The organism is Caballeronia sp. KNU42 (assembly GCF_053760385.1).
The window spans coordinates 3,714,017-3,739,191 of sequence record NZ_CM132388.1; the positions used below are offsets into that span (position 1 = coordinate 3,714,017).

Here is a 25,175-nt window from a genome sequence, read left to right on the forward strand (position 1 = left end):
TTGTATGCATCCCGAACCACGTCGCCAACCCGCCTCGAAACGAGGCCGCATGATGGGTGAGGCCATACCCCAAAAATAGCGGTGCAGGTCAAGCATCCAGCCGATCAAGACGTGAAGCAGTAAAGGCGCGTGAGGCCGTGCGGGTTTTCTTGGCAATGGTGCTTGCCCGAGAGCGTACGGGGCGAAGCGTGTGCGTGTAAGAATTCGCGAGAAGGAGGGGTTCACACATCGGTGGTTCTGGCGAGCACCGTGCTTTTGGGGTGCCAAAAACGCACAAAGTGCACGCTGGGTCAACTTACGAGCCCTCGTTTTGAAAGCGCTTTCTTTGCTTCGTTTCTTTGTCGCTTTGGACAAAGAAATGACGCGCCGCCACGCGCAGTGGCTAATAGTGGCAAAAAAATGAGCCAACTCAAGCAGACCACTAACCTTGAAAGCAGCAACCCAGCATCAACCCCGACCGCTACTGCAGAACCCTAGCAACTCGCCCCAAACCGCTCTCAAGCGTCCAGCGCGGCCTGCGCGCACAACTCATCGGTCACGAGCCCCGACAGCCATTTACCCTGCAACGCCGCGATCACCGCTTCACGTTTCCTCAAGCCGCCCGCAAATCCTATTGTCGGCCGCTTCGGCGGAGCATCGAGCCGCAAACTCGTCACCCGCTCACCGGTAGTCGATAGCACCCTCACGCCTTGCGCATCAATCGGCAACCCGAGCAATTCAGCCACCGCCCCGGCCTGCATCATCTCTTCCACTTCGGCCGTCGTGATAAAACCGTCCTCATGCAACGGACAATTAATCCCGATATTTCCGATCCCGATAAACGCGACATCCGCGTTCCCGGACAGCGCATCGACAATCCGATACAGCCGGTGATTGCACCACTGCTCCCGCTCGGCGCGGCTATCGGCCATCAACGGCGCGGGCAACATGAAATGCTTCCCACCGGTCTTCTCGGAGAGATGCTGCGCGACGTCGTAGCGGTTCGAGGAGCCGTCCTGGGCAATAGCCCCGACCATCGACACCAAACGATGCTGCGGACGCTCCAGTTGCCCGATTTGCGCGACCACGGCTTTCAGCGTCCGGCCGGTGCTGATCGAGATCACCAGCGGTTTTTCATCGGTGAGATAGCGCTCCATCACTTGTGCGCCCGCGACCGCCAGCTTGCGATCCACTTGCTCGGGCGTATCGCCATCAATGGGCACGACTTCGCACATCGACAAGCCGTATCGCTTCGATAACTTCGCGGCCAGCGCGAGGCAGTCGGCAATCCGGTGATCCACACGCACGCGAATCAGGTTCTTTTCCACCGCGAACGCGACCAGCCGCTGGGCGACGGGCCGCGAGATCTGCAACTTCTCCGCTATTTCATTCTGCGTATTGCCCGCGACGTAATACAGCCACGCGGCGCGGGTGGCGAGATCGAGTTTTTCATTGGACTTGGGCACGGTGGCTCGATGTCTGGTCGTTCGTGTCGAATACAAAGAGAATCGCGCGCCATAAAGGCACGCGAAAGATCGACATTGTGCACGCTCGACGCCTGAGGGCAAAAACTCTTCGCGCGCCTTTTAAACCGTCATGCGAGCCGCGGACGCGCCGGATCGAACAACGGGCGCACGTGCTGATACAACTCGCGGAATCCCTTCAGCCGTTGCCGCAGGATTGCATGGCGTTGCGCGTTCGGGATGAACTCGTCCTTCACGGGCGGCTTGGCCAGCACCACGGCCGGATCGCCGCCCGCCGCGAGCCAGCCGAGCCGGGCCGCGCCGAGCGCCGCGCCAGTCTCGCCGCCGCCGTGAGTGCGCGTGCGGGTGTTGAGGGCATCGGCTAATAACTGGCCCCAGTACTTGCTGCGCGCACCGCCGCCCAACAACGACAACGCATGCACTTCCGTGCCGGCAGCTTGGAGCATGTCGAGGCCATCGGTCAGCGCGAGCGTCACGCCTTCGAGCACCGCATAGCCGAGCAGCGCGCGGTCGGTTGCGTGCGTCATGCCGAAGAACACACCTTGCGCGTACGGGTCGTTATGCGGCGTACGTTCGCCGCTGAGATACGGCAGGAAGAGCGGCGCGATTTCCAGCGCGGCGGGATCGAGCGCGGCGATTTCAGCGAGCAACGTGGGTTCATCGGTCGAGGTGAGCTTGCAGACCCAGCGCAGGCAGCTCGCAGCCGACAACACGACGCTCATCTGATGCCAGCGATCGGGGATGGCATGACAGAACGCATGCACCGCCGACGATGGATTCGGCCGGAAGCGGTCGCCGACCACGCACAGCACGCCCGATGTCCCGAGCGACAGGAAACCATCGCCTGGTTCCGTCGCGCCGATACCCACCGCGCTTGCCGCGTTGTCGCCGCCACCGGCCGCGACGACCACGCCATCGCGCAATCCGAGTTCGCGGGCGAGCGCGGGCAGCAGCGTGCCCGACGGTTCGCTGCCTTCGGCCAGCGCCGGCATCTGCGCGCGCGTCATGCTGCACGCGGCGAGCAGTTCATCGGACCAGTCGCGGCGCGCGACATCGAGCCATAACGTGCCGGCGGCGTCAGACGGATCGGAGACCTTCGTGCCCGTCAGATGCAGCCGCAGATAGTCCTTCGGCAACAACACGCACGCCGTCCGATTGAAAATGTCCGGCTCGTTGTGCTGCACCCACAGCAGCTTCGGCGCGGTGAAGCCGGGCATCGCGAGATTGCCGGCAATTTCATGCAAATGCGACGCGCGCTCCGTCAACTCGTCGCATTCCTTGTCGCTGCGCATGTCGTTCCAGAGGATCGCCGGCCGCAGCACGCGATCCTCGGAATCGAGCAGCACCGCGCCGTGCATCTGTCCCGACAAACCGATGCCGCGCACCTGCGCGAATTCTTGCGGGAATTTATCGCGTAAAGCGAAGAGCGCGGCGCGCGTACCGTCCCACCAGTCGAGCGGATTTTGCTCGGACCAGCGGGGTTTCGGACGCGATACGGTGAAGGGCGTGCCCGCTGTGCCGACGACACTGCCGTCGCTTGCGAGCAGGAGAACTTTTACTTCGGAGGTGCCGAGATCGATGCCTAAATACATGGACGAACCCTTGATGAAGGCGTGAAGCCGCGGGAAACCGGAGGCGCTAATGTAGCGCCGCTGCCGGCGTTACGCCATTGGCAATAACACCGGACGGGCATGAAGAACGGTGATTGAGCAGCTCAGGCTCGCTTGCCAAGCCATGTATCGACACGGCCCAGCGCCGCGCGCAGCACGCGTTCCAGATCGGCGCTTTGCGCGAGGCTGCCCCACAAGAGTTTATCGGCGACGAAAGCCTTCACCGGGTCATCCGCTTCGAAGAATGCGTGCGCGGTGGCGGGGTCCATCACGCCATCCTGGTACGCGTATGGCAGCTTGCCTTCGTGCCAGCGTTCGAGGAAGCGGAAGAACAGCGCGGGCAACATGGCCGTGGCGTTCGGATCGACGTGACGCGCAAAACATTCACGCAAAGTCGGCGCGATAAAACCAGGGATCTTGGAGAAGCCGTCGGCGGCCACGCGCTGATTCGTGTCCTGGATGTACGGATTGACGAAGCGATCGATCACGACATCGCGGTACTTGGCCAAATCGATAGGACTCGGCGACAGGCACGGAATCACGTCTTCGGTCACGTAGGCTTCGGCGAGCGCGCGGATATCGGCGTCTTGCGTGCCTTCGTGAATGTATTGATGCCCAACAAGCGTTCCCGCCCACGCGATACAGCTATGCGTTGCGTTGAGGATGCGGATCTTGGCTTCTTCGTACGGCAGCACCGAGTGGACCATTTCCGCGCCGACGTTCTCCCACGCCGGGCGCCCCGCAATAAATTCGTCTTCGATCACCCACTGGATAAACGCTTCGCCCATGACGGGCGCTTTATCGTCGATACCGGTTGCAGCCAGCACACGTTCGCGGACATCGGGCGTGGGGCGTGGCGTGATGCGGTCGACCATCGCGTTCGGGCACAACGTATTGGCGATCATCCAGTCGCGCAGCACGGTTTCGCCACGCAATTGCAGGAACTCAAGCATGCCGGCTTTGAAACGATCGCCGTTGCTGCGCAGGTTGTCGCAGTTCTGCAGCGTCACCTTTCCCGCGTTCTGCTTCATGCGGACGTCGAGAATAGCGGCGAGCGCGCCATAGATCGTCGTGCGGGCGCCTTTCAGGTCGGCGGCCAGATCGGGATTGGCCGTATCCAGCTTATGGTGTTCATCGAGGTAATAACCGCCTTCGGTCACCGTGAACGACACGATCTTGCACTCGGGCGCAGCACCCGCCGCGACCAGCGCGTCTAGGTCCGCCGCCCACGGCACGACCTTCGTGATCGAGCGGATGGTCTCATACGCTCGCTCGCCCTGCGGCGTGACCGTTTCCAGCGTGTAAGTGCCGTTCTGTGCGGCCAGCGCTTCCAGCACGGCATTCATGTCGCCGCGGATATTGCCGACCGTCAGCGACCAGCGCGTGTCTCCGGATTCAATCAGCTTGTGCAGGTACCACGCCTGATGCGCACGATGAAAAGAACCCGCGCCGATGTGCAGGATCACGTCGGCGGCTGCGTGGCTTTCGGTAGTCATGTCGTCTTCCTCTGATCTGGATGCGCCTTCTGCGGTGCCGGGCGCTGTGCTGTGTCTCGTTGTCGTCGAACGCGAAGTGGGCATAGGGCCAAATCCGTGTTGCGTCGATCATTTGCTCGTTCTGTGAGCGAATGATCGTATTCGATTCGATGAAAGTCAAGGCACTGCGCAGCATTTCCGTTTGTGTTTTTGCGTGGTTTTACGGGGCTGTCGTGTGGGAGTGTCGCTGCGACTGATGGCTATTGCATTGCACAATGCTCGTCGAGCCGCAGGGTTTGGCGATGAAGGAGGGCGCTCGGATGAAGACGCAGAATGTTGCGATGATTCCAGGCATCGTCATGCCTGTTGATGGCACGTTCACCGCCGGATGGTTTTTCGTTCGCGTACCAACGGGCCCTACCGTCCCCCCGGCACGATCGCATGCGCCTCGAACGCTGGCCCCTGCACGAAACTCACATCGAATTGCTGAAGCGCTTCGAACTGCGCTTCGTCGCCGACGTGATCAAAAATGAGCGGAATCTTCAGCCGGTGTGCATACCCCACCAACGGCTTCACCACGGAATCCCGTAACGCCATACCCGCATCCATCTTGATGAAATCCAGCCGGGCCATATCCGACACGGACATGATCTGCCCGGCATTGGGCAAGTTGCCGGCGACCTTGAACCCATACTTTTGATAACTCTTCACGAGATATCCGAGGAAAGTCCGATGCGCGACCGCCGCCGACGGCAACTCAATCACGATCCGCGCCGGGTTCAACCCAAACTCGATCAGCACGGACGAAAAGTGCTTGCCGTGATCGTATTTCACGCTCTTCAGCAGACGCTCGTGAACTCTTAAGAACAACAACCCCGGCCGCTGCGCGCCAAAAAAATTGAACGCGTGCAATGCGCGTGAGAGGCGGTCGAGTTCGACCAGCTTCGGGTCGTCGTCGAGTTGCCCGAACGGATCGAACGACGTGCCATCGCCGGTGAGCGTCAGCGCCTGGAATCCAAGTTCATCGCCGAATCGCTCAGCGCTTTCCACCGATGCCGTCAGCGATTGCGGCAACCCTCGCGTGGTGACATCGAAGATAGGTTCATAGGCGCTCGCCAGACAAAAGCCTTCGTAGATCGCGACGGCCGTGCCCGCGCTCGCCCCTTCGCCCATGACAATGCGCGCGCCGGGAAACGGGTAGTCCGAGGCGCGGGAAACAAGTTGCGGGACGGTTGGGGCAATCATGAAAGCGGATGTGTGAGAGGTGTAGCGTTGATGGTAGCAGTGCCGCGCGTGACGCCTTGCACAAAATCCACATATTCATATGAGCCGATACCAACGCGTCACACCTGACTAGGGTTAACATTAATTTCACTTAACGTAATTCGTTTTACTATGCGTAATTGAAGCCACAAACTATCGGGAGACACTCATGGCTAGCGAGAAGAAATTTGCGTCGCAGGCGGACCTGGCGGAAAAGAAGGTGACATTCGAGCAACTCTCCGAACACGCGTATGCGTATACGGCGGAGGGCGATCCGAATACGGGCATCGTGATTGGCGATGACGCGGTGCTCGTCGCCGACACGCAAGCCACGCCCGTCATGGCGCAGGACGTGATTCGCCGGATCCGTGAAGTCACCGACAAACCCATCAAATACGTCCTGCTCACGCACTATCACGCGGTGCGGGTGCTCGGTGCGTCGGCGTATGGCGCGCAACAGATCATCGCGAGCCAGGACACGTACGACCTGATCGTCGAGCGCGGCGAGCAGGACATGAAGAGCGAGATCGAGCGTTTTCCGCGCCTGTTCAATGCGGTGGAATCGGTGCCGGGGCTGACGTGGCCGACGCTCACGTTCGAGGGTGAGATGACGCTCTGGCTGGGCAAGCTCGAAGTGAATATCATGCAACTCGGCCGCGGCCACACCAAAGGCGATACGGTGCTGTGGCTGCCGCAAGACAAGGTGATGCTGTCGGGCGATCTGGTCGAATACGGCGCCACGCCTTATTGCGGCGATGCCTATTACCAGGACTGGCCGGCAACGCTCGACGCGCTCGCGGCGTTCAATCCGGAGAAGCTCGTACCGGGCCGCGGCGCGGCGCTGAAGACGCCGCAACAAGTGGCGGACGGTATCGCGGGGACGCGGGCTTTCGTGAGCGAACTGTTCAATCAGGTGAAGCTGGGCGCCGCAGCGGGCAAGGACCTGAACGAGATCTACAAGCTCACGTATGCCGCGCTCAAGCCGAAGTTCGGCGACTGGGTCATCTTCGATCACTGCATGCCGTTCGACGTCACGCGCGCCTTCGATGAAGCCACGCAGTATCGCGATCCGCGCATCTGGACGGCGCAGCGCGACAAGGAAATGTGGGAAACGCTCGAAAGCTGATTGGTGACGACAATGACCATGGCTATCGACTTTCAGGCGCTGACGTTCGAGTATCGCCGCGCGCCCGATCAGGACGCCCCCGCGCCGCTGCATCCGGTCGTCGTGATCGGCGCGGGGCCGGTGGGTCTAGCGACCGCTATCGACCTCGCGCAACAGGGCACGCCGATCGTGCTGCTCGACGATGACCACACGTTGTCGTCGGGATCGCGCGCCATTTGTTTTGCGAAACGTACGCTCGAGATATTTGATCGATTAGGCTGCGGCGAACCGATGGTCGCGAAGGGCGTGAGCTGGAATGTCGGCAAGGTGTTCCTGCAAAACGAGCTGCTCTACGCGTTCGACTTGTTGCCCGAAGCGGACCATGCGCGGCCCGCGTTTATCAATCTGCAGCAGTATTACGTCGAAGGGTATCTGGCTGAGCGGGCACGCGAGTTACCTTTGCTCGATGCGCGCTGGCATAACAAGGTCACGGGTATTACGCAGTCAGAAGAATGCGTTTCGCTGCAGATCGACACGCCCGACGGTCCGTACACCTTGCGCGCCAGTTACGTAGTCGCCGCCGATGGCGCTCGTAGCCCGGTGCGTGCTCTCATGCATCTCGATGCGCACGGCCGCACGTTCAAGGATCGCTTCCTGATCGCCGATGTGCGGATGAAAGCCGACTTCCCGACTGAGCGCTGGTTCTGGTTCGATCCACCGTTTCATCCAAATCAGTCGGTGCTGCTGCATCGGCAGCCGGACAACGTGTGGCGCATCGATTTCCAGTTGGGATGGGATGCTGACCCTATCGCGGAGAAAGCGCCGGAGCGTGTGATTCCGCGCGTGCGCGCGTTGCTCGGACCCGACGTCGAATTTGAACTGGAATGGGTGAGCGTCTATACGTTCCGATGCCAGCGCATGGACAAGTTTCGTCACGGCCGCGTGCTGTTTGCGGGCGATTCGGCGCATGGCGTATCTCCGTTTGGCGCGCGCGGCGCGAACAGCGGCGTGCAGGACGCGGACAATCTTGGCTGGAAATTAAAGTTGGTGATTGACGGCGATGCGCCCGATGCGTTGCTCGATACCTACGCCAGCGAACGCGAAGCCGCCGCCGATGAAAACATTCGCCACTCCACACGTTCGACCGATTTCATCACGCCCAAGAGCGATGTATCGCGTGTGTTCCGCGACGCCACTTTGCGGCTTGCAAAGGACTGCGAGTTTGCACGGCGGATAGTGAACAGCGGGCGGTTATCGACGGCATCGGTGCTGCATGACTCGCCGTTAAACACGCCGGATCGCGATGTCTTCCATTGCGCGCTTGTGCCAGGTGCGGTGGCGGCGGATGCGCCTGTGTTTTTTGCCGGTCGTGATGGATGGTTCTTGCAGCGCGTGGGATCGTCATTCGCGGGTGTGCTGTTTGGTGAGTCTGCGGAAGCGCTGGTCGCGTTGAAAGATATACACCCGCAAATGAAACTTATTTTGATCGCGCCGGCTGGCTCCGACGTTGAATCTCGCGAAGGCATCGAGGTGCTGGAAGACGTAAAAGGCCTTCTGGCTCAACGTTTCAATGCACATTGCGGCACCTTCTATTTGCTGCGCCCGGATCAACACATTGCAATGCGCGCCCGTCGCCTCGATCCTCACGCCGTTCGCGAAGCTCTCGCTCGCGCGACTTGCGCTCTGAACCAAACCCAGCCCGCATGATGAGGACCGCCATGCTCGACACCACCTTGCGCCTAGCCGATCCCGATGCCTTCTACGAAGCGCTGATCGATATGCATCGCGACCTCGGCAACGACGAAAGCCAACTGGTGAACGCGAAATTGATCCTGCTGTTGTCGAACCAGATTGGCGATATGGATGTGCTGCGCGAAGCGATGTCGATGGCGCGAAGCGGCGTCGCGGCTTCGACTGTCACTTCGACTGCCGGCATATGAAATTGTAGAAAAGGACAAGCCCATGAAACCAGAATCGCCTGGCGCATTCACGAGTCACACCGAAACTAGCCGCCACTATCAATCGGGCTTCGCCGCCGACTTCGCCACCGAGGCGTTGCCCGGCGCGCTGCCGCTCGGCCGCAATTCACCACAGCGTGTGGACTACGGCCTGTATGCCGAGCAGCTTTCGGGCTCTGCGTTTACCGCGCCGCGCGGGCACAACCGGCGCTCGTGGTTGTATCGGATACGGCCGGCGGCGGTGCATCAGCCGTTCACGCAGATCGAAGGCAATGACCTGCGCGCGAAGCTCGTTGCGAACTTCGCCGAGGTGCCACCCACGCCGCCGAATCAACTGCGCTGGGATCCGTTGCCGATGCCCGACGCGCCCACGGATTTCATCGATGGCTGGGTGACGATGGCCGGCAACGGCGCGGCCGAATCCATGCAAGGCTGCGCGATCCATGTCTACGCCGCGAACCGCTCGATGCAGGATCGTTTCTTCTACAGCGCCGATGGCGAACTGCTGATCGTGCCGCAGGAAGGTCGGTTATCGATTGCGACTGAACTTGGCCGGCTCGATGTTGAACCCTTCGAAATAGCGGTCATTCCACGCGGTGTGCGCTTTTCAGTCACACTGCCGGACAACACCGCACGCGGCTATATCTGCGAGAACTTCGGCGCTTTGTTGAGGCTGCCGGATCTTGGGCCTATCGGTTCGAATGGCCTTGCGAACCCGCGCGATTTCCTTACGCCGCACGCGGCTTATGAAGACCGCGAGGGTGCGTTCGAACTTGTCGCGAAGATGAACGGCGTGTTGTGGCGCGCGGATATTGGCCACTCGCCGCTCGACGTGGTCGCGTGGCACGGCAATTACGCGCCGTACAAATACGACTTGCGGCTCTTCAACACCATCGGTTCGATCAGCTTCGATCACCCTGATCCGTCGATCTTCCTCGTCCTGCAATCGCAGACGGATACGCCGGGAGTGGACGCCATTGACTTCGTGATTTTCCCGCCGCGCTGGCTCGCGAACGAAGATACGTTCCGGCCGCCCTGGTTTCATCGGAACGTCGCGAGTGAATTCATGGGCCTTGTGCATGGCGTCTACGACGCGAAAGCCGACGGGTTCATGCCTGGCGGTTCGAGCCTGCATAACTGCATGTCCGGACATGGGCCGGACGCAGCGACGTTCGAGAAGGCATCGAACGCGGATACATCGACGCCCGTCAAAGTAGGTGACACGATGGCGTTCATGTTCGAGACGCGCACGCTGATCAAGCCGACCCGTTTCGCTCTGGAAACCGCGCAATTGCAGGCGCATTACTACGAGTGCTGGCAGGGACTGACCAAACATTTCAACCCGGAGCAACGATGAGCTTTTCAGCCGGCCCGACTCACGAAGCGCTTGAAGCGACGCGCGATCCAGCGCTTAAAAGCTGGATCGAATCCGCGAACGATCCGTTAAGCGACTTCCCGATCCAGAACCTGCCGTTCGGCATTTTCACCGATGAAGTCAATCCAGTGCCGCGCGCGGGCGTGGCGATCGGAGACTGGATTCTCGACCTTGCCATCGTGCATCGAGCGGGGTTGATCGAATGCGAACCGGTGTTCGCGCAGCCGACGCTGAATGCGTTTATTGCATTGGGACGCGATGCGTGGCGACACGTTCGTGTCCAGGTGAGCGCACTGCTCGCAGCCGATTGCGACACGCTGAAGAGCAACACGGCGTTGCGTCCGCGCGCGCTCATACCCAGAGCAAGTGCGACGCTCCATCTGCCTATCGATATCCCCGGCTACACGGATTTTTATTCATCGAAGGAACACGCGACCAATGTGGGTTCCATGTTCCGCGATCCTAAGAACGCGCTACTGCCGAACTGGTCGGAGATGCCCATTGGGTACAACGGGCGTGCTTCATCGGTGATCGTGAGTGGTACGCCGGTGCGGCGTCCGAGTGGCCAGATCAAGTTGCCCGATGCCGAGCGGCCGGTGTTCAGCGCATGCCGGAAGCTGGATATTGAACTGGAGACGGGGTTTGTCATCGGCGCGGGGAATGCGTTGGGAGAGCCTATCGACTGTGAAGATGCGGAGTCGCATATCTTCGGCATGGTTTTGCTTAACGACTGGAGCGCTCGCGATATCCAGCAATGGGAATACGTGCCGCTCGGGCCGTTCAACGCGAAGGGTTTTGCGACCACGATCTCGCCTTGGATTGTTACGCTCGATGCGCTCGAACCGTTCCGTACTGCCACGCCGAAGCAAGAACCTGAACCGCTGCCGTATTTGCGCCACGCTGGCAATCACGCATTCGATATCGAACTCGAAGTGCATTTGCGGCCGGCGCTGGCTGAGTCGGCGACGAAGCTCACGCGAACTAATTTCAAGCTGATGTATTGGTCGATGGCGCAGCAACTTGCGCATCACACCGTGGCGGGATGCAACACGCGTGTGGGCGATCTGATGGGTTCCGGCACGATCAGCGGCCCGACGCCGGATTCATGCGGAAGCCTGCTTGAGATGACTTGGAACGGGCAGCGCCCGATTACGCTGGAAGAGGGCGGCGAGCGCAGGTTTATTGAAGACGGCGATGAATTGACGCTTACCGGATGGTGTCAGGGGGAGGGGTATCGGGTGGGGTTCGGCGAATGCCGGGGGGGGATTTTGCCTGCGGGTGGAGGGCCGGGGTAGGGCGGTTCGGGGTGGTGGGTTCTGGGGTTGGTCGGTGGGGTGCCAGATTTCTGCGTTAGTGGTCGGGGTCGGTGCCGGGTTGGTGCTTTCGGCCTTAGTGGTCTGCGAGAGTCGGATTTTCTCTTTATCACTATTAGCCACTGTGTGTGGCGGCACGTCATTTCTTGGTCCTTAGCGACAAAGAAACGAAGCAAAGAAAACGCTTTTAACCACGCTACCCTAAGTGTCCACAGCGTGCAGTTTTCATTCATGGGTGCCCCAAAAGCACGGTGCTCGCCAGAGCGGAGGATGTGTGAACCCCTCTTTCTCCGAACACCGATACCCACACGCTTCGCCACCAGTGACTGAACCTGCCCAAGGAACACCCCGCGCTATCCGCGTGAACCAACCACCGAATTTGTACGCATGCCGAACCACGTCTCCAACCCACCTCGAAATGAGGCAGCGCAGGTCCATGAGGTCCTACCCACAAGAATAAGCGCGCAGATCAAGCAGCTAACCCACGAAGAAACGCAGCAGCAAATAGACGTGAGGCCCGGACCGACGAAATAACCGTCTAGCCCACGCAATCAATCCACCAAAAACGAAGCTGCAAATATCCGTGAGGCTGTGTGGCCCACGAAGATAGCCGCGCCGAGCTCAGTTAATCCAGCAAAAAACGAGGCCGTAAAGACGCGTGAGGCCGTGCGGGTTCCTTGGCAATGGAGCTTGCCCGAGAGCGTTGGGGGCGAAGCGTGTTCGTGTCAAGATTCGCGAGAAGGAGGGTTTCACACATCATCCGCTCTGGCGAGCACCGTGCTTTTGGGGCACCTATGAATAGAAACTGCACGCTGTGGACACTTAGGTAGCGTGGTTAAAAGCGTTTTCTTTGCTTCGTTTCTTTGTCGCTAAGGACCAAGAAATGACGTGCCGCCACGCACAGTGGCTAATAATGATAAAGAGAATATCCGACTCTCGCAGACCACTAACACTGAAAGCACCAACCCGGCATTGACCCCGACCGCTAACGCAGGAACCTAGCACCCCGGCATCAACCCCGACCGCTAACACCGAAGGCTCCGCCCCGCCCACCAACCCCAAAACCGCCCAACCACCAAAACCCGTCCGCCGGTGCGAACGAACCTAAACTCCGATACTTGCGCGCCGCGCCCGCCGATCCAGCGACGCTGACAACAACGTCAACCCAAACGCGCCGCAGGCCATCACCACGCCAACCCACGGCAGCATGCTGAGCGCTGCACCCGCGCCAATCGCCATCCCGCCGAGCCACGCACCTATCGCGTTGCCGAGATTGAACGCACCCTGATTCAACGTAGACGCGAGATTTGGCGCATCACTCGCGCGATTCACGATCAACATCTGCAATGGCGGAACAATCGCAAAAGCAAGCACGCCCCAGACAAAAATGGTGATCATCGCGGGAATGGCTGCGTGCATCGTGGCGGCGAAAATGGCCTGGACCACGATGATCGATACGAGAAACGTCAGCAGCGAACGCAATAGCTTCCAGTCCGCGAGCTTGCCGCCAAGCGTGCTCCCCACGGTCAATCCAAGCCCGAACAACAGCAGCACCAACGTGACCGCGTGCGGTGAAAAACCGGTCACGTCCTCGAGGATCGGCGTGATATAGGTGAACACGGAAAAGAGACTCGCCGATGCCAGCACGCTGATGCCCAGCACCATCAACACCTGCGGATTCTTGAGCACGTTGAATTCGCGCAGGATGCTCGATTCCCTCATCTCGATGTGCTTCGGCAAGCACACGGCGAGCGCACCCGCCGCGCCCAGCCCAATCAACGTCACCACCCAGAACGTTGCGCGCCAGCCGGCGACCTGACCGAGCGCGGTGCCAAGCGGCACGCCAAGCACGTTCGCGAGCGTGAGGCCGGTGAACATCAGTGCAATGGCTTGCGCGCGGCGGTTGGGCGCGACCAGGTCCGCCGCGACCACCGAGCCGATACCGAAGAACGCGCCATGACAGAACGCGGTCAGGATGCGCGCCACCATCAGCATCCAGTAACCCGGCGCGACGGCGCACAGCAGGTTGCCGACGATGAATACGCCCATCAGGCTCATCAGCGCTCTCTTGCGCGGCATTTTCGCGGTGACGATAGCCAGAATGGGCGCGCCGATGGTCACGCCCAGCGCATAACCCGACACAAGCATGCCGGCTGCGGGGATAGACACCCCGAGGTCCCGCGCGACGTTGGGCAGCAAGCCCATGATGACGAATTCGGTCGTGCCGATACCGAACGCGGCAATGGCGAGGGCGAGGAGGGGCAGAGGCATGGGGTAAGCGGTGACTGAGTGCTGGCCGGTCGCGCGTTATCGGGGTGAGGAACGCAAGCGAGGGCGAGCTGAAGGGATCAAATTGTACCGAACGTTGTTGGGTTTGCTTGGTGAAAACCCTGAGATTTGTGCAGTTGATTCAACGAGTTGGATTTTCGGCCTGTCTCCAGCCTGTCGAGAGGCGATCTGTGTTGCTTTTTGCCATCGTGCGGACTAGGTTGCGAGTTTCTGCTTCTCGACCAAGGATCTTCAATGATTGCGTTCCGGCAATTTTTTCCGTCGATGGTTGCCGCGTTGCTGGCATTCGCGCTCGCGCCGGGGGTGTTTGCTCAGGAAGCCGACGAGAGTGCGGGACCGATTCACACCACGGGCGGCAGCGTGGTCTTCATCCAACAAGGTGCCACCTTCGAAGCGCAAATCGATGGCAAGCCGTTCGATCAATTGAACGCCCGTCGCATTGCGCATTTCGAGGAACCGTCCGGCGCGCGGATGATCGTCGAGGCATTCGATACCGGCGCACCCGAACTCGTTCTCTACGATTTCACCAAGCGGCCGCCCACGGTTGAGCGCATGACAAAGCGCCTGAAGCTAACCGGCGTGTTCTGGCAGCGCGACGAGGTAGTGCTGAAAAGCACCGACGGCTGGTACAGGTTCCAGCGCGGGACGCTGACGAAACTGACGTCATCGAAGATGACTTATCACTGAGACCGCACCGCCATCACGCGTTCCCCCGCAACCACGAAGATCCGTTCGCCGCGCGCGCTGTCGTTCACCTCGAAGCCGCCGGTAAACGCACCGAACGCCGGCAGCACGCCAGAGTCCGCACCGAAACGAAAACACGGCAATCTCGCGCTATCGCGCCGCGTGGCGACGCGGTAAACCGGATGTTCATGCCCTGCCAGCGCATACGCACCGGCCACCCGCTGAGGGTAATGACACAACGCCCAGGGCCCGAACCGGTACGGCTCTTCAACCACCTCGAGCGCGAGCGCGTCGGGTGGCCCGCCCGCATGGCGATCATGATTGCCTTCGACGAGAACCAGCCGCAAACCGGCATGTCGCTCGCGCCACTCGGCCAACGCGCCGAGCGTAGTCAGTGCATGTGACTCGCGGGCATGCAACAGGTCGCCGAGAAACACGATCGTCGCCGGCCGATGCATCGCAATCAGGACGTCCAGGCGCGCGAGCGTTTCCGCAGTCGAGCCTTCCGGCACGGGAATGCCCCGCGCGCGAAACACGGCGTCCTTGCCGATATGCGCATCGGCGATAAACAAGGTTTGCCGCACCAGATCGAACGCCGCTCGCGCCGCCGAGAGCACCAGCGCATGCCCGCCAATATCCACCGTCAACGCTTCGAGCATCATGCGCGCGCCGCCTTTTCCAGATCGGCGAGCATGCGCGCGACGCGATCCGATAACTTCTCGGTGCTCACCTTCTCCCGCAACCGCGCGATGATCAGCGGAAACGCAAACGGCGTCGGCTTCTTCGGGCGTGTGAGCGCGAGCCGGCTCGTGCTCATGCTCTTGAGCGCGGCTCGTATCCTGTCGAGTTCCAGTTCCTGCAACATCACCTCTTCCTCGGCCTGTGCAAGCAGCAAATTCCCGCTGTCATGCCGGCGAAAAACTTCATAGAAAAGCCCACTCGATGCCTGCAATTGCCGCGCACTTTTTTGTTGTCCGGGATGTCCCTGGAAGATCAGCCCGGACACCCGCGCAATCTCGCGAAACCGTCGCGCGGCAAGCTCTGAAGAATTGAGGCTCGCGAGAATGTCGTGTTCGAGATTATCGGGCGAAAAAAGTCCTTCCTGTATGAGCGTCTCCCAGTCGAAGGGTTGTGCGGACAACAACTCGAAGCCGTAATCGTTCATCGATATGGAGAACGTACTCGGTTGATCGCGCGCCACGCGCCAGCCGATCAGCGAACCGAGGCCGACGTGCGCCATCCGTCCAGCAAATGGATAACAGAACAGGTGATGCCCCTCACGCGAACGGATCAGTTCGACCAGCAACAGGCCCGGCTCGGGCAGCGCCGACCACTTCGCCTGCAATTCGAGCAGCGGCCGCACGGCCTGCATCTCGGGTTCATCGTAGATACCGTTCACTGCACGCGCGAGCATCATCAGCGTGGCATCGGCGAGTTCCGACGACAGCGGCATCTTGCTGCCCGCCCATTGAGGCATGGCGCCACGCGAGGACGTCGCGCGTTTCACGTACGCGGTCATCTCGCGTACGCGCACGAGTTCGAGCGCGCGGCCGCCGAACGTGAATACGTCGCCGGGTTTCAGCCGTGAGACGAATGATTCTTCCATCGAGCCAATCCGGCCTCCCGTCATATACGCGATGCTGATGGTCGCGTTGGCGACAATCGTGCCGACGTTGTTACGGTGACGCCGGATCAAGTCCTCACGCGGTACGCGATACACCCCGTCGGTATCGAGCGTCACGCGGTGATAATCCGGATACGCCGCGAGCGACGTGCCGCCGCGTTCGACGAACGCCAGTGCCCAGTCGAACTCCTGCTGCGTCAGGTCGCGATACGCGTAGGTCGTGCGCACTTCGTCGAAGAGTTCACGTGCCTTGAAGCCGCCGCCTATGGCAATGCTCACCAGATGCTGGACAAGCACATCGAGCGGCTTCGCGGGCATCTCGCGGCCTTCTATGCGCCGTTCCTCGACGGCCCAGCGCGCAGCGGCGGCTTCCACCAGTTCGAGCGCGTGCGTGGGTACGATCGTCACCCGCGATGTCCGCCCCGGCGCATGTCCGGAGCGTCCGGCGCGTTGCATCAATCGCGCGACGCCTTTGGGCGAACCGATCTGGAACACGCGATCGACCGGCAGGAAGTCGACGCCAAGATCAAGACTCGACGTGCACACCACCGCTTTCAACTGACCGTTTTTAAGGCCAAGTTCGACCCACTCGCGGACTTCCTGGTCGAGTGACCCATGATGCAGCGCGATCACGCCCGCCCAATCGGGGCGCGATTCGAGCAGCGCCTGATACCAGACTTCGGCCTGCGAACGCGTGTTGGTGAAAACGAGCGAACTGCGCGCATGCTCGATCTCAGCGGCAACGGGTTGGACCTGACGCGTGCCGAGATGGCCACCCCACGGAAAACGTTCGATGGTCTGTGGAATCAGCGTATCGACGATCAGCGTTTTCGGCTGTGCGCCCCGCACCACGATACGCGGCGTTTTCACCGGTGCAAGCAATGCGTCGCGGGCGAGCTCAAGGTTGCCAAGCGTCGCCGATAACCCCCATACCTGGAGCTCAGGCCGCCAGTGAGCAAGGCGAGCGAGGGCGAGCTGGGTTTGCGTGCCGCGCTTGTTCCCAAGCAGTTCATGCCATTCATCGATGACGACCAGCCGCACGTGCTTCATCTCCTCCTCGGCGTTTGCGCGCGTGAGCATCAGCGTGAGACTTTCAGGCGTGGTGACCAGCGCCGTCGGCATGCGCTTGTTTTGCCGCGCGCGTTCGGCGGACGGGGTATCGCCGGTACGCAAACCGATGCTCCACGGCGCCGCCAATTCAGTCACCGCGGTTTGCAATGCGCGGGCGGTATCGGCGGCGAGTGCGCGCATGGGCGTGATCCACAGCACGGTCAGCGGCGCCGGCAGCGTACGTGCCGGATGCTCGGGAAGGTAAGCCGCAAGTGCCCCCAGCCACACGGCCCACGTCTTGCCGGCGCCCGTGGTTGCATGAAGCAGGCCGCTCGCGCCGCCCAATATCTCCTTCCATACCTCGCGTTGAAACGGGAACGGCTGCCAGCCGTGCCGCTCGAACCACGCAGCGAGACGTGCTTCGAACGGGATGTTTACCACGTCCTGATCGATGACGATCGGCACGGGCCGAAACAGTTCGGCAACGGCATCGGCCTTCGCTTGCGCTGCGCGTGTTTTGGGCACCCTGCGCGCACGCGGTGCGCGGCGCTTCGTATCGCTGCTTGGTTGGGTATCCTGATTTTCTGCATCGTCCTCGGCCGGCGTGCTCATGGCGCCGCTCCTTCCAGGAAACCCTTGAGCATGCCGAGCGTGTCGGCGTCGTCAATCTGCTTGTCCGTACGCCATCGCAACATGCGTGGAAACCGCACCGCAATGCCGGATTTATGGCGCGGACTCGCCTGGATTCCTTCGAAGCCGATCTCGAACACGAGCGTCGGTGTGACGCTGCGCACCGGCCCAAATTTTTCGATGGTCGTCTTGCGCACGACCGCATCGACTTTGCGCATCTCTTCGTCCGTCAAGCCGGAATACGCCTTCGCGAAGGGCACGAGGGTGCGCACGCCATCGGCTTCGTCCCACACCGCGAAAGTAAAGTCGGTGTACAAACTCGCACGCCGGCCGTGGCCGCGTTGCGCGTAAAGCAAAACGGCGTCGATGGCGTAAGGCTCGATCTTCCATTTCCACCATGTCCCGGAAGCCTTTGTGCGCCCGACGCCATAAAGCGATTCACGACCCTTGAGCATCAGGCCTTCAACACCTCGACCGCGGCTTTCGTCGCGCAACGTGGCAAGCGTTTCCCAATCGGGCGCTTCGACCATCGGCGACACTCGCAGCAGGTCGACCGCCAGTGTTTCGCCCAACGCGGCGGCCAAGGCATCGAGTTGCGCGCGGCGTTCGATCAGCGGCGTCACGCGCAGATCACGTCCATTGACTTCGAGCAAATCATAGGCAAGAAACGTGGCGGGCGAATCGGCGAGCACTTTCTTCGACAAGGTCTTGCGCGTGATCCGCGGTTGCAGCCGCGCAAACGGCAAGGGTGCATCGCCACCCGGTTCCCACGCGAGGATCTCGCCATCGATGACGGTGCCGTCCGCCAGCGCGGAGCCGAGCGACGCGAGTTCGGGAAAGCGATCGGTGATGAGATCTTCCCCGCGCGACCATAACCACACGCGCCCACCGCGCTTCACGAGTTGCGCTCGAATCCCGTCCCACTTCCATTCGATCACCCACTCCGACGGCGTGCCGAGCGTCGCCGGATCGGCTTGCAAAGGGTGGGCGAGAAAAAACGGATAGGGCAATCCGAGATCGCTCTCATGCGGCGCGGCGGTGTTGTCATCGTCCGTGCTTTCCGGTGCGATCAGACGCAGATATCGCGCCGCGCCCGGCGCTTGCCGCGAATCGGTCCAGCCGACCATGCGCTGCGCAATGCGCGTGTGATCCACGCCCGCAACTTCGGCCAGCGCCCGTACGACAAGCTGACGCGCGACACCCACGCGAAAGCCGCCGCCTATCAGCTTGGTCAACAGGAAACGTTCGCTCCAGTCGAGTTCGTCCCAATAGCCGAGCAAACGGGTTCGAAGCTCACCCGGCTCGAGGCCGCGCAAGGTCAGCACGCGCTCCTCGATCCATTGCGCGAGGCCGAGTTCGGATGTGCGTTGCGCGGGCGGCAGGATATGGGCGATGGTTTCGGCCAGATCGCCGACCGCCTGGTACGACTCTTCGAACAGCCATTCCGGCAGGCCGGCGCGCTCGCGGGCGAACTCGGTGAGAAGACGTGTGGGTACTGACTGGCGTGGTTTGCCGCCGCTGAGAAAGTACGACGCCCAGGCGGCGTCCTCGGGTTCGGCCGCCGAGAAATACGCGATCAGCGCCTCGAGCTTTTCATTTGTCGACGTGGTGCCGTCCAGAGCGGTGTACAGCGCGGCGAAGCGTTTCATCGCGAGTCGGCCTCGGGCGGCGGAGCGGGTTCGACGGCTTGCTGCCCGGTTCGGCTCGCCTGGCCGCTTTCCGCTTCGTCGGCTTCTACCGTGTCATCGCCGTACTCGGTGGTGAACGCGCCCGCTTCCAGGCCCTGTTCCCGCAGCCAGCGCACCATCGGCTCGATTTGTCCGTGCGTGACGATCACGCGTTGCGCGCCCGTCGCACCAATCGCTGTCTGCAAGCCCGGCCAGTCGGCGTGATCGGAGAGCACGAAGCCGCGATCCAGGCCGCGTCGTCGCCGCGTGCCGCGCAGGCGCATCCAGCCCGACGCAAACGCGTCGCTATAGTCGCCGAAGCGACGCATCCACGTGCTTCCTTGCGCAGACGGCGGCGCGATGATCAGCGCGCCCTTGAACGCGGTCTTGTCTTTCGCGGCGATGGCGCTGACCGGCCGCGTCAGCGGCAAGTTCACGCCGGCTTGCGCATATGCGCGGTTCAGCGGCTCCACTGCGCCATGGCAAAAGATCGGCCCGATGGCCGGATCAACGCTGGCCAGGATCCGCTGCGCCTTGCCGAACGAATAGCAGAACAGCACGGAAGCGCGTCCCTCGGCCGCGTTATGCCGCCACCAGGAATCGATGCCGTCGAACACCGTGCGAGGCGGTTCCCATCGATAAATCGGCAAGCCGAACGTGGATTCCGTGATGAACGTATCGCAGCGAACCGGTTCAAACGGTGCGCAAGTGGGATCGGGCTCGACCTTGTAGTCGCCCGAGGCGACCCAGACCCGGCCCGCGTGCTCGACGCGCACTTGCGCGGAGCCGAGCACGTGGCCGGCCGGATGCAGTGAGATCGAGACGCCGTTGATGCTCAGGCGCTCGCCATAGGGGACACCTTGCAGGGAGATGCCGGGCAGCCGCGACAGCAATACGCCGACACTCGCCTCAGCCGCGAGATAACTGGCGTGTCCCGCACGCGCGTGATCGGCATGGGCGTGAGTAATGATTGCCCGATCGACAGGGCGCCACGGGTCGATATAGAAATCCCCCGGCGGGCAATAAAGGCCTTCCGGCCTGGCGACGATCAGATCTTGCGATGCGTCCAACCGTTCCCCACTCGCGAATAAAGGATGATGACCGACAAAAACGGTGCCAGCACGGGCGGGCGGAAATAGCCGCGACTGCCGAAGTGGCATTGGCTAATAGCAAACGGCATGCCGCCTTGAAGTAATAAAACTCCAATTGTTTTGTAGGTTTAATCGTATGAAGAATACTTTGATTATCCGAAAAGCTGATTTATTGGACGGTAAGTATAAAAAACAGCCCGCCAATAAAATCTGCATTCGAATCGTGCAACCGGATTGTCAGGGAAGAACTTGATTGCGCGCAGAGCCGTCAAACCAGGCTTTTACATTTCCGAGCGTGGTAATGGCGATCTCGTTGAGAGCTTCGCGCGTGAAGAAAGCCTGATGGGAGGTAACGATAACATTGGGAAACGACAATAGCCGCGCGAGCACGTCGTCCTGCAGCATGTGATTCGAATGATCTTCAAAGAAGAGCCCGCCTTCTTCCTCGTATACGTCGAGTCCGAGGTGGCCCAGTTGCCCGCTTTTCAATGCGCCGACGAGCGCCAGGCTATCGATCAAACCGCCGCGGCCGGTATTAATCAGCATGGCGCCGTGTTTCATGCGGGCGAGTGCGGCGGCGTCGATGAGGTGATAGGTGGAGGGTAAAAGCGGACAATGCAGGCTGACAATGTCCGACTCGGCGAGGAGAGTATCGAGCGGAACATAATGCGCTCCGGCTTCCAGAAGATCGGCTGCTGGCGCTCCTGGATCAAACGCCAGCAGTGTCATTCCGAAACCGGCCATGATTCGCCCGAATACCCGCCCGATTACACCCGTACCAATAATGCCAAGCGTCTTGCCGTGCAGATCGAAACCCAGAAGGCCGTTGAGCGAAAAATCGCCGTCGCGAGTCCGGGCATAAGCCCGGTGCAACTTGCGATTCAGCGTCAGAATTAGCCCGACGGCGTGCTCCGCCACCGCATGGGGGGAATAAGCCGGCACACGCACCACGCCAATTCCGAGCCGGACTGCCGCTGCCAGATCGACGTGATTAAAACCTGCCGAGCGCAGCGCCACAAGCTGCGTGCCGCCCTCGCAAAGTGTTTCCAGGACAGCTTCGTCAAGGATGTCATTCACAAACGGGCATACCACTGCACATCCGTGCGCAAGAATGGCCGTTTGTGCGTCAAGTTGTGATTCCTGGAACTGCAGAGAGTAACCAAACGCCGCGTTTGCCTCACTGAAGACATCGCGATCATATTGCCGGCTGCTGAAGACGATCATGTGAATCGGCACCGTAGGGTCTCCCTGCCAGCCAGGTAAATGAATCAACTAGCGACTGCGCTCGCCGGGGGCACCATCGAAAGTCGGGAAAGAACGGTTTCCGGCTGCGGCAGTCCGACTTCTCCGCCCGGGCCCATATGTTCAAGCGTGTAGTCAATGAAGGCGCGCGTCTTGGCCGGCAGATATTGTCTCCCCGGATAAACGATAGACACCTTCACGTCCGGATCATCAATAGCGTAATCACCCAATACCCGAACCAGCGAGCCGTTCTCCAGGTCCGCCGCGACAATGCCTTCCGGAATGATCGAAATGCCCATGTGCGCCAGCGTTCCCAGCCGTACCATCAATGCGCTGTTGACAGTATAGACGGGGGCGAGCGTGACCTGGTCGGCGCTGCCGTTGTTGCGATGGCGGAAGTGCCAGGTGGCGCTGCGCATTTCGCTGGGCAAGGCCACGAACGCATGATGCAGCAAATCGGCCGGCGTGCTGGGCGAGCCGTGTTCTTCCAGATAAGCGGGCGTGGCGACGGGAATCAGCGTGTTGGTGGCGACCGGGCGTTCTACCAGCGCCGTACTCGTCACCATGAATGCCGTGACAATCCCGACATCGAATCCGTCCTCCACCAGATCCACATGACGCTCGGATAAGGTGAGGCGCACATTCACCTTTGGATAAACCTGTCGGAAGCCGTCGATCAGCGGCGTCAGCGCCATGAGTGAAAGCGATCCGGAAGCCACCACGCGCAATGTGCCGCTGGGGTCGCCTTCGGTATGCGCCACCATTGACTCGAGATGATCGAGTTCTTCGAGCAATGCGCGGCAGCCTTCGAGATAACGGGTGCCAGCTTCTGTCAGTGAGAGGTTACGAGTAGTGCGATTGATTAACCGTGTGCGCAAATGCGCTTCCAGCATTGCAATTGCTCGAGTAACAAGCGCGTTTGATACGTCGAGTTGTTGTGCGGCTCGCCGAAAGCTTTCGGTTTCCGACACTCGTACGAACACACGCATGGCATGAATTTGATTCATCGTCTCTTACCTCTCAGTGTGCAAAACAGTGTGGGGCCGTATTACGCGGCATCGCGCATACGACGTTTTTAGATCGGCGCCAAGAACCCGTATTGACACCCATGCGGAATTGCAATCTCTGGGCCATTTCTTGTCTGCATTCCGCATTAACCGCAAGACTTTCACATTTGCTAATTCATTGCAATGAAAAATTACACTTCCTCGGATTTTGGAATAGATCGTCTGATTTATGCAGATTTTTGTTTCAAGAGTTGTGTTACGCAATTCGACTCTTGATGCGATCGATATACGACTTGTCTATTGCATGCAATCTGGCGGTTCGACTCTCACCGAACCGCGATAAGCTCTGCCAGGCGTCACGATTACAGGTGATTATTGAGTGGAAACGATACCCGTATGTGCCAAAAATGAAGATGGGCGTTAAATTCATACCGTCCCAACTTGACGGCTGGCAAACTGCGATTTACGAGGTACATTGTTCAACGATTCCGGAATCACGATCATAATTAATCGAATCCTTAATTTCCGTCATTCAAGGCCGCTTGATAGTTGCATTTAAATAATCAATATAGGCGATAATTTCATGATCTGGAATCTGCTGGCGAGTCAACCTGAAATTGCATTGTTCGCGAGTCTGGCACTCGGCTTTTTCATCGGCTCTTTCAAGTTGGGACCCATCCAGCTCGGCGGGGTATGCGGCACCTTGATTGTGGCGCTGGTTCTCGGACAAAGCGGTGCGCGCCTGTCACCGGATCTAAAGAATATTGCATTTGCGCTGTTTATCTTCGCACTGGGTTTCACCGGTGGACCGCAATTCTTCGCGAATATCGGGCGCGGCTGGCGATATGGGCTCCTTTCAGTTGTCGAGCTGGTAGTCGTACTTGGGCTTGTACTCGGAGCCGTCGCCCTCTTCAAGCTCGATCGCGGCACTGCGGCCGGTTTGCTCGCCGGCGCCGCGACGGAATCGGCCGTGGTCGGCACGGCGTCCGAGGCAATCGGCAAGCTCGCGCTGCCTGCTGCCGAGGTTGCCCGGCTGCAGGCCAACATTGTCACTGCCTACAGCGTGAGTTACCTGTTCGGGCTCGTCACTATCGTGTTGTTCACCAGCCAGATCGCGCCGCTCATGTTGCGCGTGAATCTGCGCGACGACGCCGAGCGCCTGTGGCGCGCGCTGGGTGGCGACAGCGCGCTGGCCGAGGGCCAGCGACTGGCGGCGCCGTCACTCGTCGCGCGCGAGGTCAGTGTCTCGGGCGCGGCGGATTTGAGCATCGATGCCCTCGAAAAGCGCCATGGCAACGAGCTCACCGTGGCGCGCGTGGTGCGCGGCCGCTCGCTCGTGAAGGCGCAGCCGAATCTCGTGTTGAAGAAGGGCGACCGGATCGTGATCGGCGGGCGTCGCACGGCGCTCGTGGAGGCGCTGCCGTCCATTGGCGAGGAAGTCACCGGCCGCGATGTCGCCGACGTCTATGCCACCGCGCTCGACGTGATGCTCACGCGGCGCGAAGTGCATGGCCTGACGGTCGCGCAGGTGCGTGCCCGCGCGGCGCCCGCCGATGGCCGCGGTGTCTATATCTCGGCCGTCACGCGGCTGGACAGCACGATCCCCGCGTTGCCGGGAACGGAGCTGCATCGCGGCGATGTGCTGACCTTGATCGGCGGGGCCGATGACGTGCGGCGGGGCGCTGCGAAGCTCGGCTACGTGGTCCGCGCGACGTTGAAGACTGATTTCGTGTTTCTCGGCATCGGTGTCATTGCGGGGATTGTCGTGGGGCACTTGAGCGCACGCGTTGGCGGCGTGCAGATCGCGCTCGGTACCGGCGGCGGCTGTTTGCTGTCCGGGCTGCTGTTCGGCTGGATTCGCTCGCGCTATCCGGTGATCGGTTCGCTGCCTTCCGCTGCGGCGCAGGTGCTCAAGGATTTCGGACTGTGCACGTTTATCGCCGCGGTCGGGCTGGGGGCAGGCGCCGATGCGATCCGCCTGATCCGCGAGTACGGCGTTGCGCTGCCGCTGGCGGGCGTGGTCATCACGCTCGGGCCGGCGTTGGTGTCGCTTGCGGTCGGACGCTGGCTGTTGAAACTCGAAGTGCCGATGCTGCTGGGTGCGATCGCCGGCCAGCAATGCAGCACACCGGCAATCAGCGCGCTGGTCGGTGTGACGGGCAATGCGACGCCGGTGATCGGCTACACGATCACCTACGCGTTATCGAACGTTCTCCTGCCGTTGATGGGGCCGGTGATCGTCGGACTCGCAGGGAAGGTGGGATGAGCAGGTTTCTGTTGTAGAAAAACTTAACGGGCGCGTCGTGAAAAGCCTCAGTAGTGGTATCAG

Annotated in this window: 18 protein-coding genes; 7 read left to right on the plus strand and 11 right to left on the minus strand. The window is 60.8% G+C overall.

Annotated features, from left to right (window positions below; genetic code table 11):
- Positions 1 to 497: 497 nt before the first annotated feature.
- The 4 genes from ACSOSP_RS16630 to ACSOSP_RS16645 all read right to left on the minus strand — a co-directional run bounded on the left by ACSOSP_RS16630 (position 498) and on the right by ACSOSP_RS16645 (position 5,793).
- Entirely contained in the window at positions 498 to 1,445 is a 948-nt protein-coding gene (locus tag ACSOSP_RS16630; RefSeq protein WP_455308392.1) for a sugar-binding transcriptional regulator, read from the minus strand.
- 128 nt (positions 1,446 to 1,573) lie between these two features.
- Positions 1,574 to 3,055, minus strand: a complete 1,482-nt coding sequence (gene xylB, locus ACSOSP_RS16635) for a xylulokinase (protein WP_455308393.1) — start codon at positions 3,053 to 3,055, stop codon at positions 1,574 to 1,576.
- A 122-nt stretch (positions 3,056 to 3,177) separates the two neighbouring features.
- Positions 3,178 to 4,569, minus strand: a complete 1,392-nt coding sequence (gene dalD / locus ACSOSP_RS16640; protein ID WP_455308395.1) for a D-arabinitol 4-dehydrogenase — start codon at positions 4,567 to 4,569, stop codon at positions 3,178 to 3,180.
- A gap of 396 nt (positions 4,570 to 4,965) precedes the next feature.
- Positions 4,966 to 5,793, minus strand: coding sequence for an EAL domain-containing protein (locus tag ACSOSP_RS16645; RefSeq protein WP_455308397.1), 828 nt, complete (start codon positions 5,791 to 5,793; stop codon positions 4,966 to 4,968).
- Between the two features lie 187 nt (positions 5,794 to 5,980).
- Here ACSOSP_RS16645 and ACSOSP_RS16650 point away from each other — a divergent pair, with 187 nt between their 5' ends.
- The 5 genes from ACSOSP_RS16650 to fahA are packed head-to-tail and all read left to right on the plus strand — an operon-like array spanning position 5,981 to position 11,544.
- Entirely contained in the window at positions 5,981 to 6,937 is a 957-nt protein-coding gene (locus ACSOSP_RS16650) for an MBL fold metallo-hydrolase (RefSeq protein ID WP_455308399.1), read from the plus strand.
- Between the two features lie 18 nt (positions 6,938 to 6,955).
- Entirely contained in the window at positions 6,956 to 8,623 is a 1,668-nt protein-coding gene (locus tag ACSOSP_RS16655) for an FAD-dependent oxidoreductase (protein WP_455308401.1), read from the plus strand.
- A gap of 11 nt (positions 8,624 to 8,634) precedes the next feature.
- A complete protein-coding gene (locus ACSOSP_RS16660) occupies positions 8,635 to 8,856 on the plus strand; it encodes a DUF2783 domain-containing protein (RefSeq protein WP_455308403.1) in 222 nt (73 codons plus the stop codon).
- A gap of 22 nt (positions 8,857 to 8,878) precedes the next feature.
- On the plus strand, positions 8,879 to 10,231 hold the full coding sequence (gene hmgA, locus ACSOSP_RS16665; RefSeq protein WP_455308405.1) for a homogentisate 1,2-dioxygenase: 1,353 nt from the start codon (positions 8,879 to 8,881) through the stop codon (positions 10,229 to 10,231).
- Positions 10,228 to 11,544 (plus strand): fumarylacetoacetase, encoded by a 1,317-nt coding sequence (gene fahA / locus ACSOSP_RS16670; RefSeq protein ID WP_455308406.1) that lies wholly within the window; start codon positions 10,228 to 10,230, stop codon positions 11,542 to 11,544. Before hmgA ends, fahA begins: the two co-directional genes overlap by 4 nt.
- A 1,122-nt stretch (positions 11,545 to 12,666) precedes the next feature.
- Here fahA and ACSOSP_RS16675 read toward each other — a convergent pair.
- Entirely contained in the window at positions 12,667 to 13,833 is a 1,167-nt protein-coding gene (locus ACSOSP_RS16675; RefSeq protein WP_455308408.1) for an MFS transporter, read from the minus strand.
- Between the two features lie 252 nt (positions 13,834 to 14,085).
- Here ACSOSP_RS16675 and ACSOSP_RS16680 point away from each other — a divergent pair, with 252 nt between their 5' ends.
- Positions 14,086 to 14,538 (plus strand): hypothetical protein, encoded by a 453-nt coding sequence (locus tag ACSOSP_RS16680; RefSeq protein WP_455308409.1) that lies wholly within the window; start codon positions 14,086 to 14,088, stop codon positions 14,536 to 14,538.
- On the opposite strand, the gene pdeM is transcribed toward ACSOSP_RS16680, so the two are convergent.
- From pdeM to ACSOSP_RS16710, 6 genes are all read right to left on the minus strand, one after another.
- On the minus strand, positions 14,532 to 15,197 hold the full coding sequence (gene pdeM, locus ACSOSP_RS16685; RefSeq protein ID WP_455308411.1) for a ligase-associated DNA damage response endonuclease PdeM: 666 nt from the start codon (positions 15,195 to 15,197) through the stop codon (positions 14,532 to 14,534). The two genes, ACSOSP_RS16680 and pdeM, sit on opposite strands and share 7 nt — an antisense overlap.
- Positions 15,194 to 17,821, minus strand: coding sequence for a ligase-associated DNA damage response DEXH box helicase (locus ACSOSP_RS16690; protein ID WP_455308413.1), 2,628 nt, complete (start codon positions 17,819 to 17,821; stop codon positions 15,194 to 15,196). Before ACSOSP_RS16690 ends, pdeM begins: the two co-directional genes overlap by 4 nt.
- The gene (locus ACSOSP_RS16695) at positions 17,818 to 19,488 is read right to left on the minus strand and encodes an ATP-dependent DNA ligase (RefSeq protein ID WP_455308415.1); all 1,671 of its coding nucleotides are present in this window, start codon (positions 19,486 to 19,488) and stop codon (positions 17,818 to 17,820) included. The genes ACSOSP_RS16690 and ACSOSP_RS16695 overlap by 4 nt, the downstream gene beginning before the upstream one ends.
- Positions 19,485 to 20,576 carry a ligase-associated DNA damage response exonuclease gene (locus ACSOSP_RS16700; protein WP_455308417.1) on the minus strand — a complete coding sequence of 364 codons (1,092 nt, stop codon included), beginning with the start codon at positions 20,574 to 20,576 and terminating at the stop codon, positions 19,485 to 19,487. Before ACSOSP_RS16700 ends, ACSOSP_RS16695 begins: the two co-directional genes overlap by 4 nt.
- Positions 20,577 to 20,834: 258 nt before the next feature.
- Entirely contained in the window at positions 20,835 to 21,827 is a 993-nt protein-coding gene (locus ACSOSP_RS16705) for a 2-hydroxyacid dehydrogenase (protein WP_455310998.1), read from the minus strand.
- 38 nt (positions 21,828 to 21,865) lie between these two features.
- On the minus strand, positions 21,866 to 22,846 hold the full coding sequence (locus ACSOSP_RS16710) for a LysR family transcriptional regulator (RefSeq protein WP_455308419.1): 981 nt from the start codon (positions 22,844 to 22,846) through the stop codon (positions 21,866 to 21,868).
- 583 nt (positions 22,847 to 23,429) lie between these two features.
- On the opposite strand from ACSOSP_RS16710, the gene aspT reads away from it, so the two are divergent.
- Positions 23,430 to 25,112, plus strand: a complete 1,683-nt coding sequence (gene aspT, locus ACSOSP_RS16715; protein ID WP_455308421.1) for an aspartate-alanine antiporter — start codon at positions 23,430 to 23,432, stop codon at positions 25,110 to 25,112.
- Positions 25,113 to 25,175 lie beyond the last annotated feature (63 nt).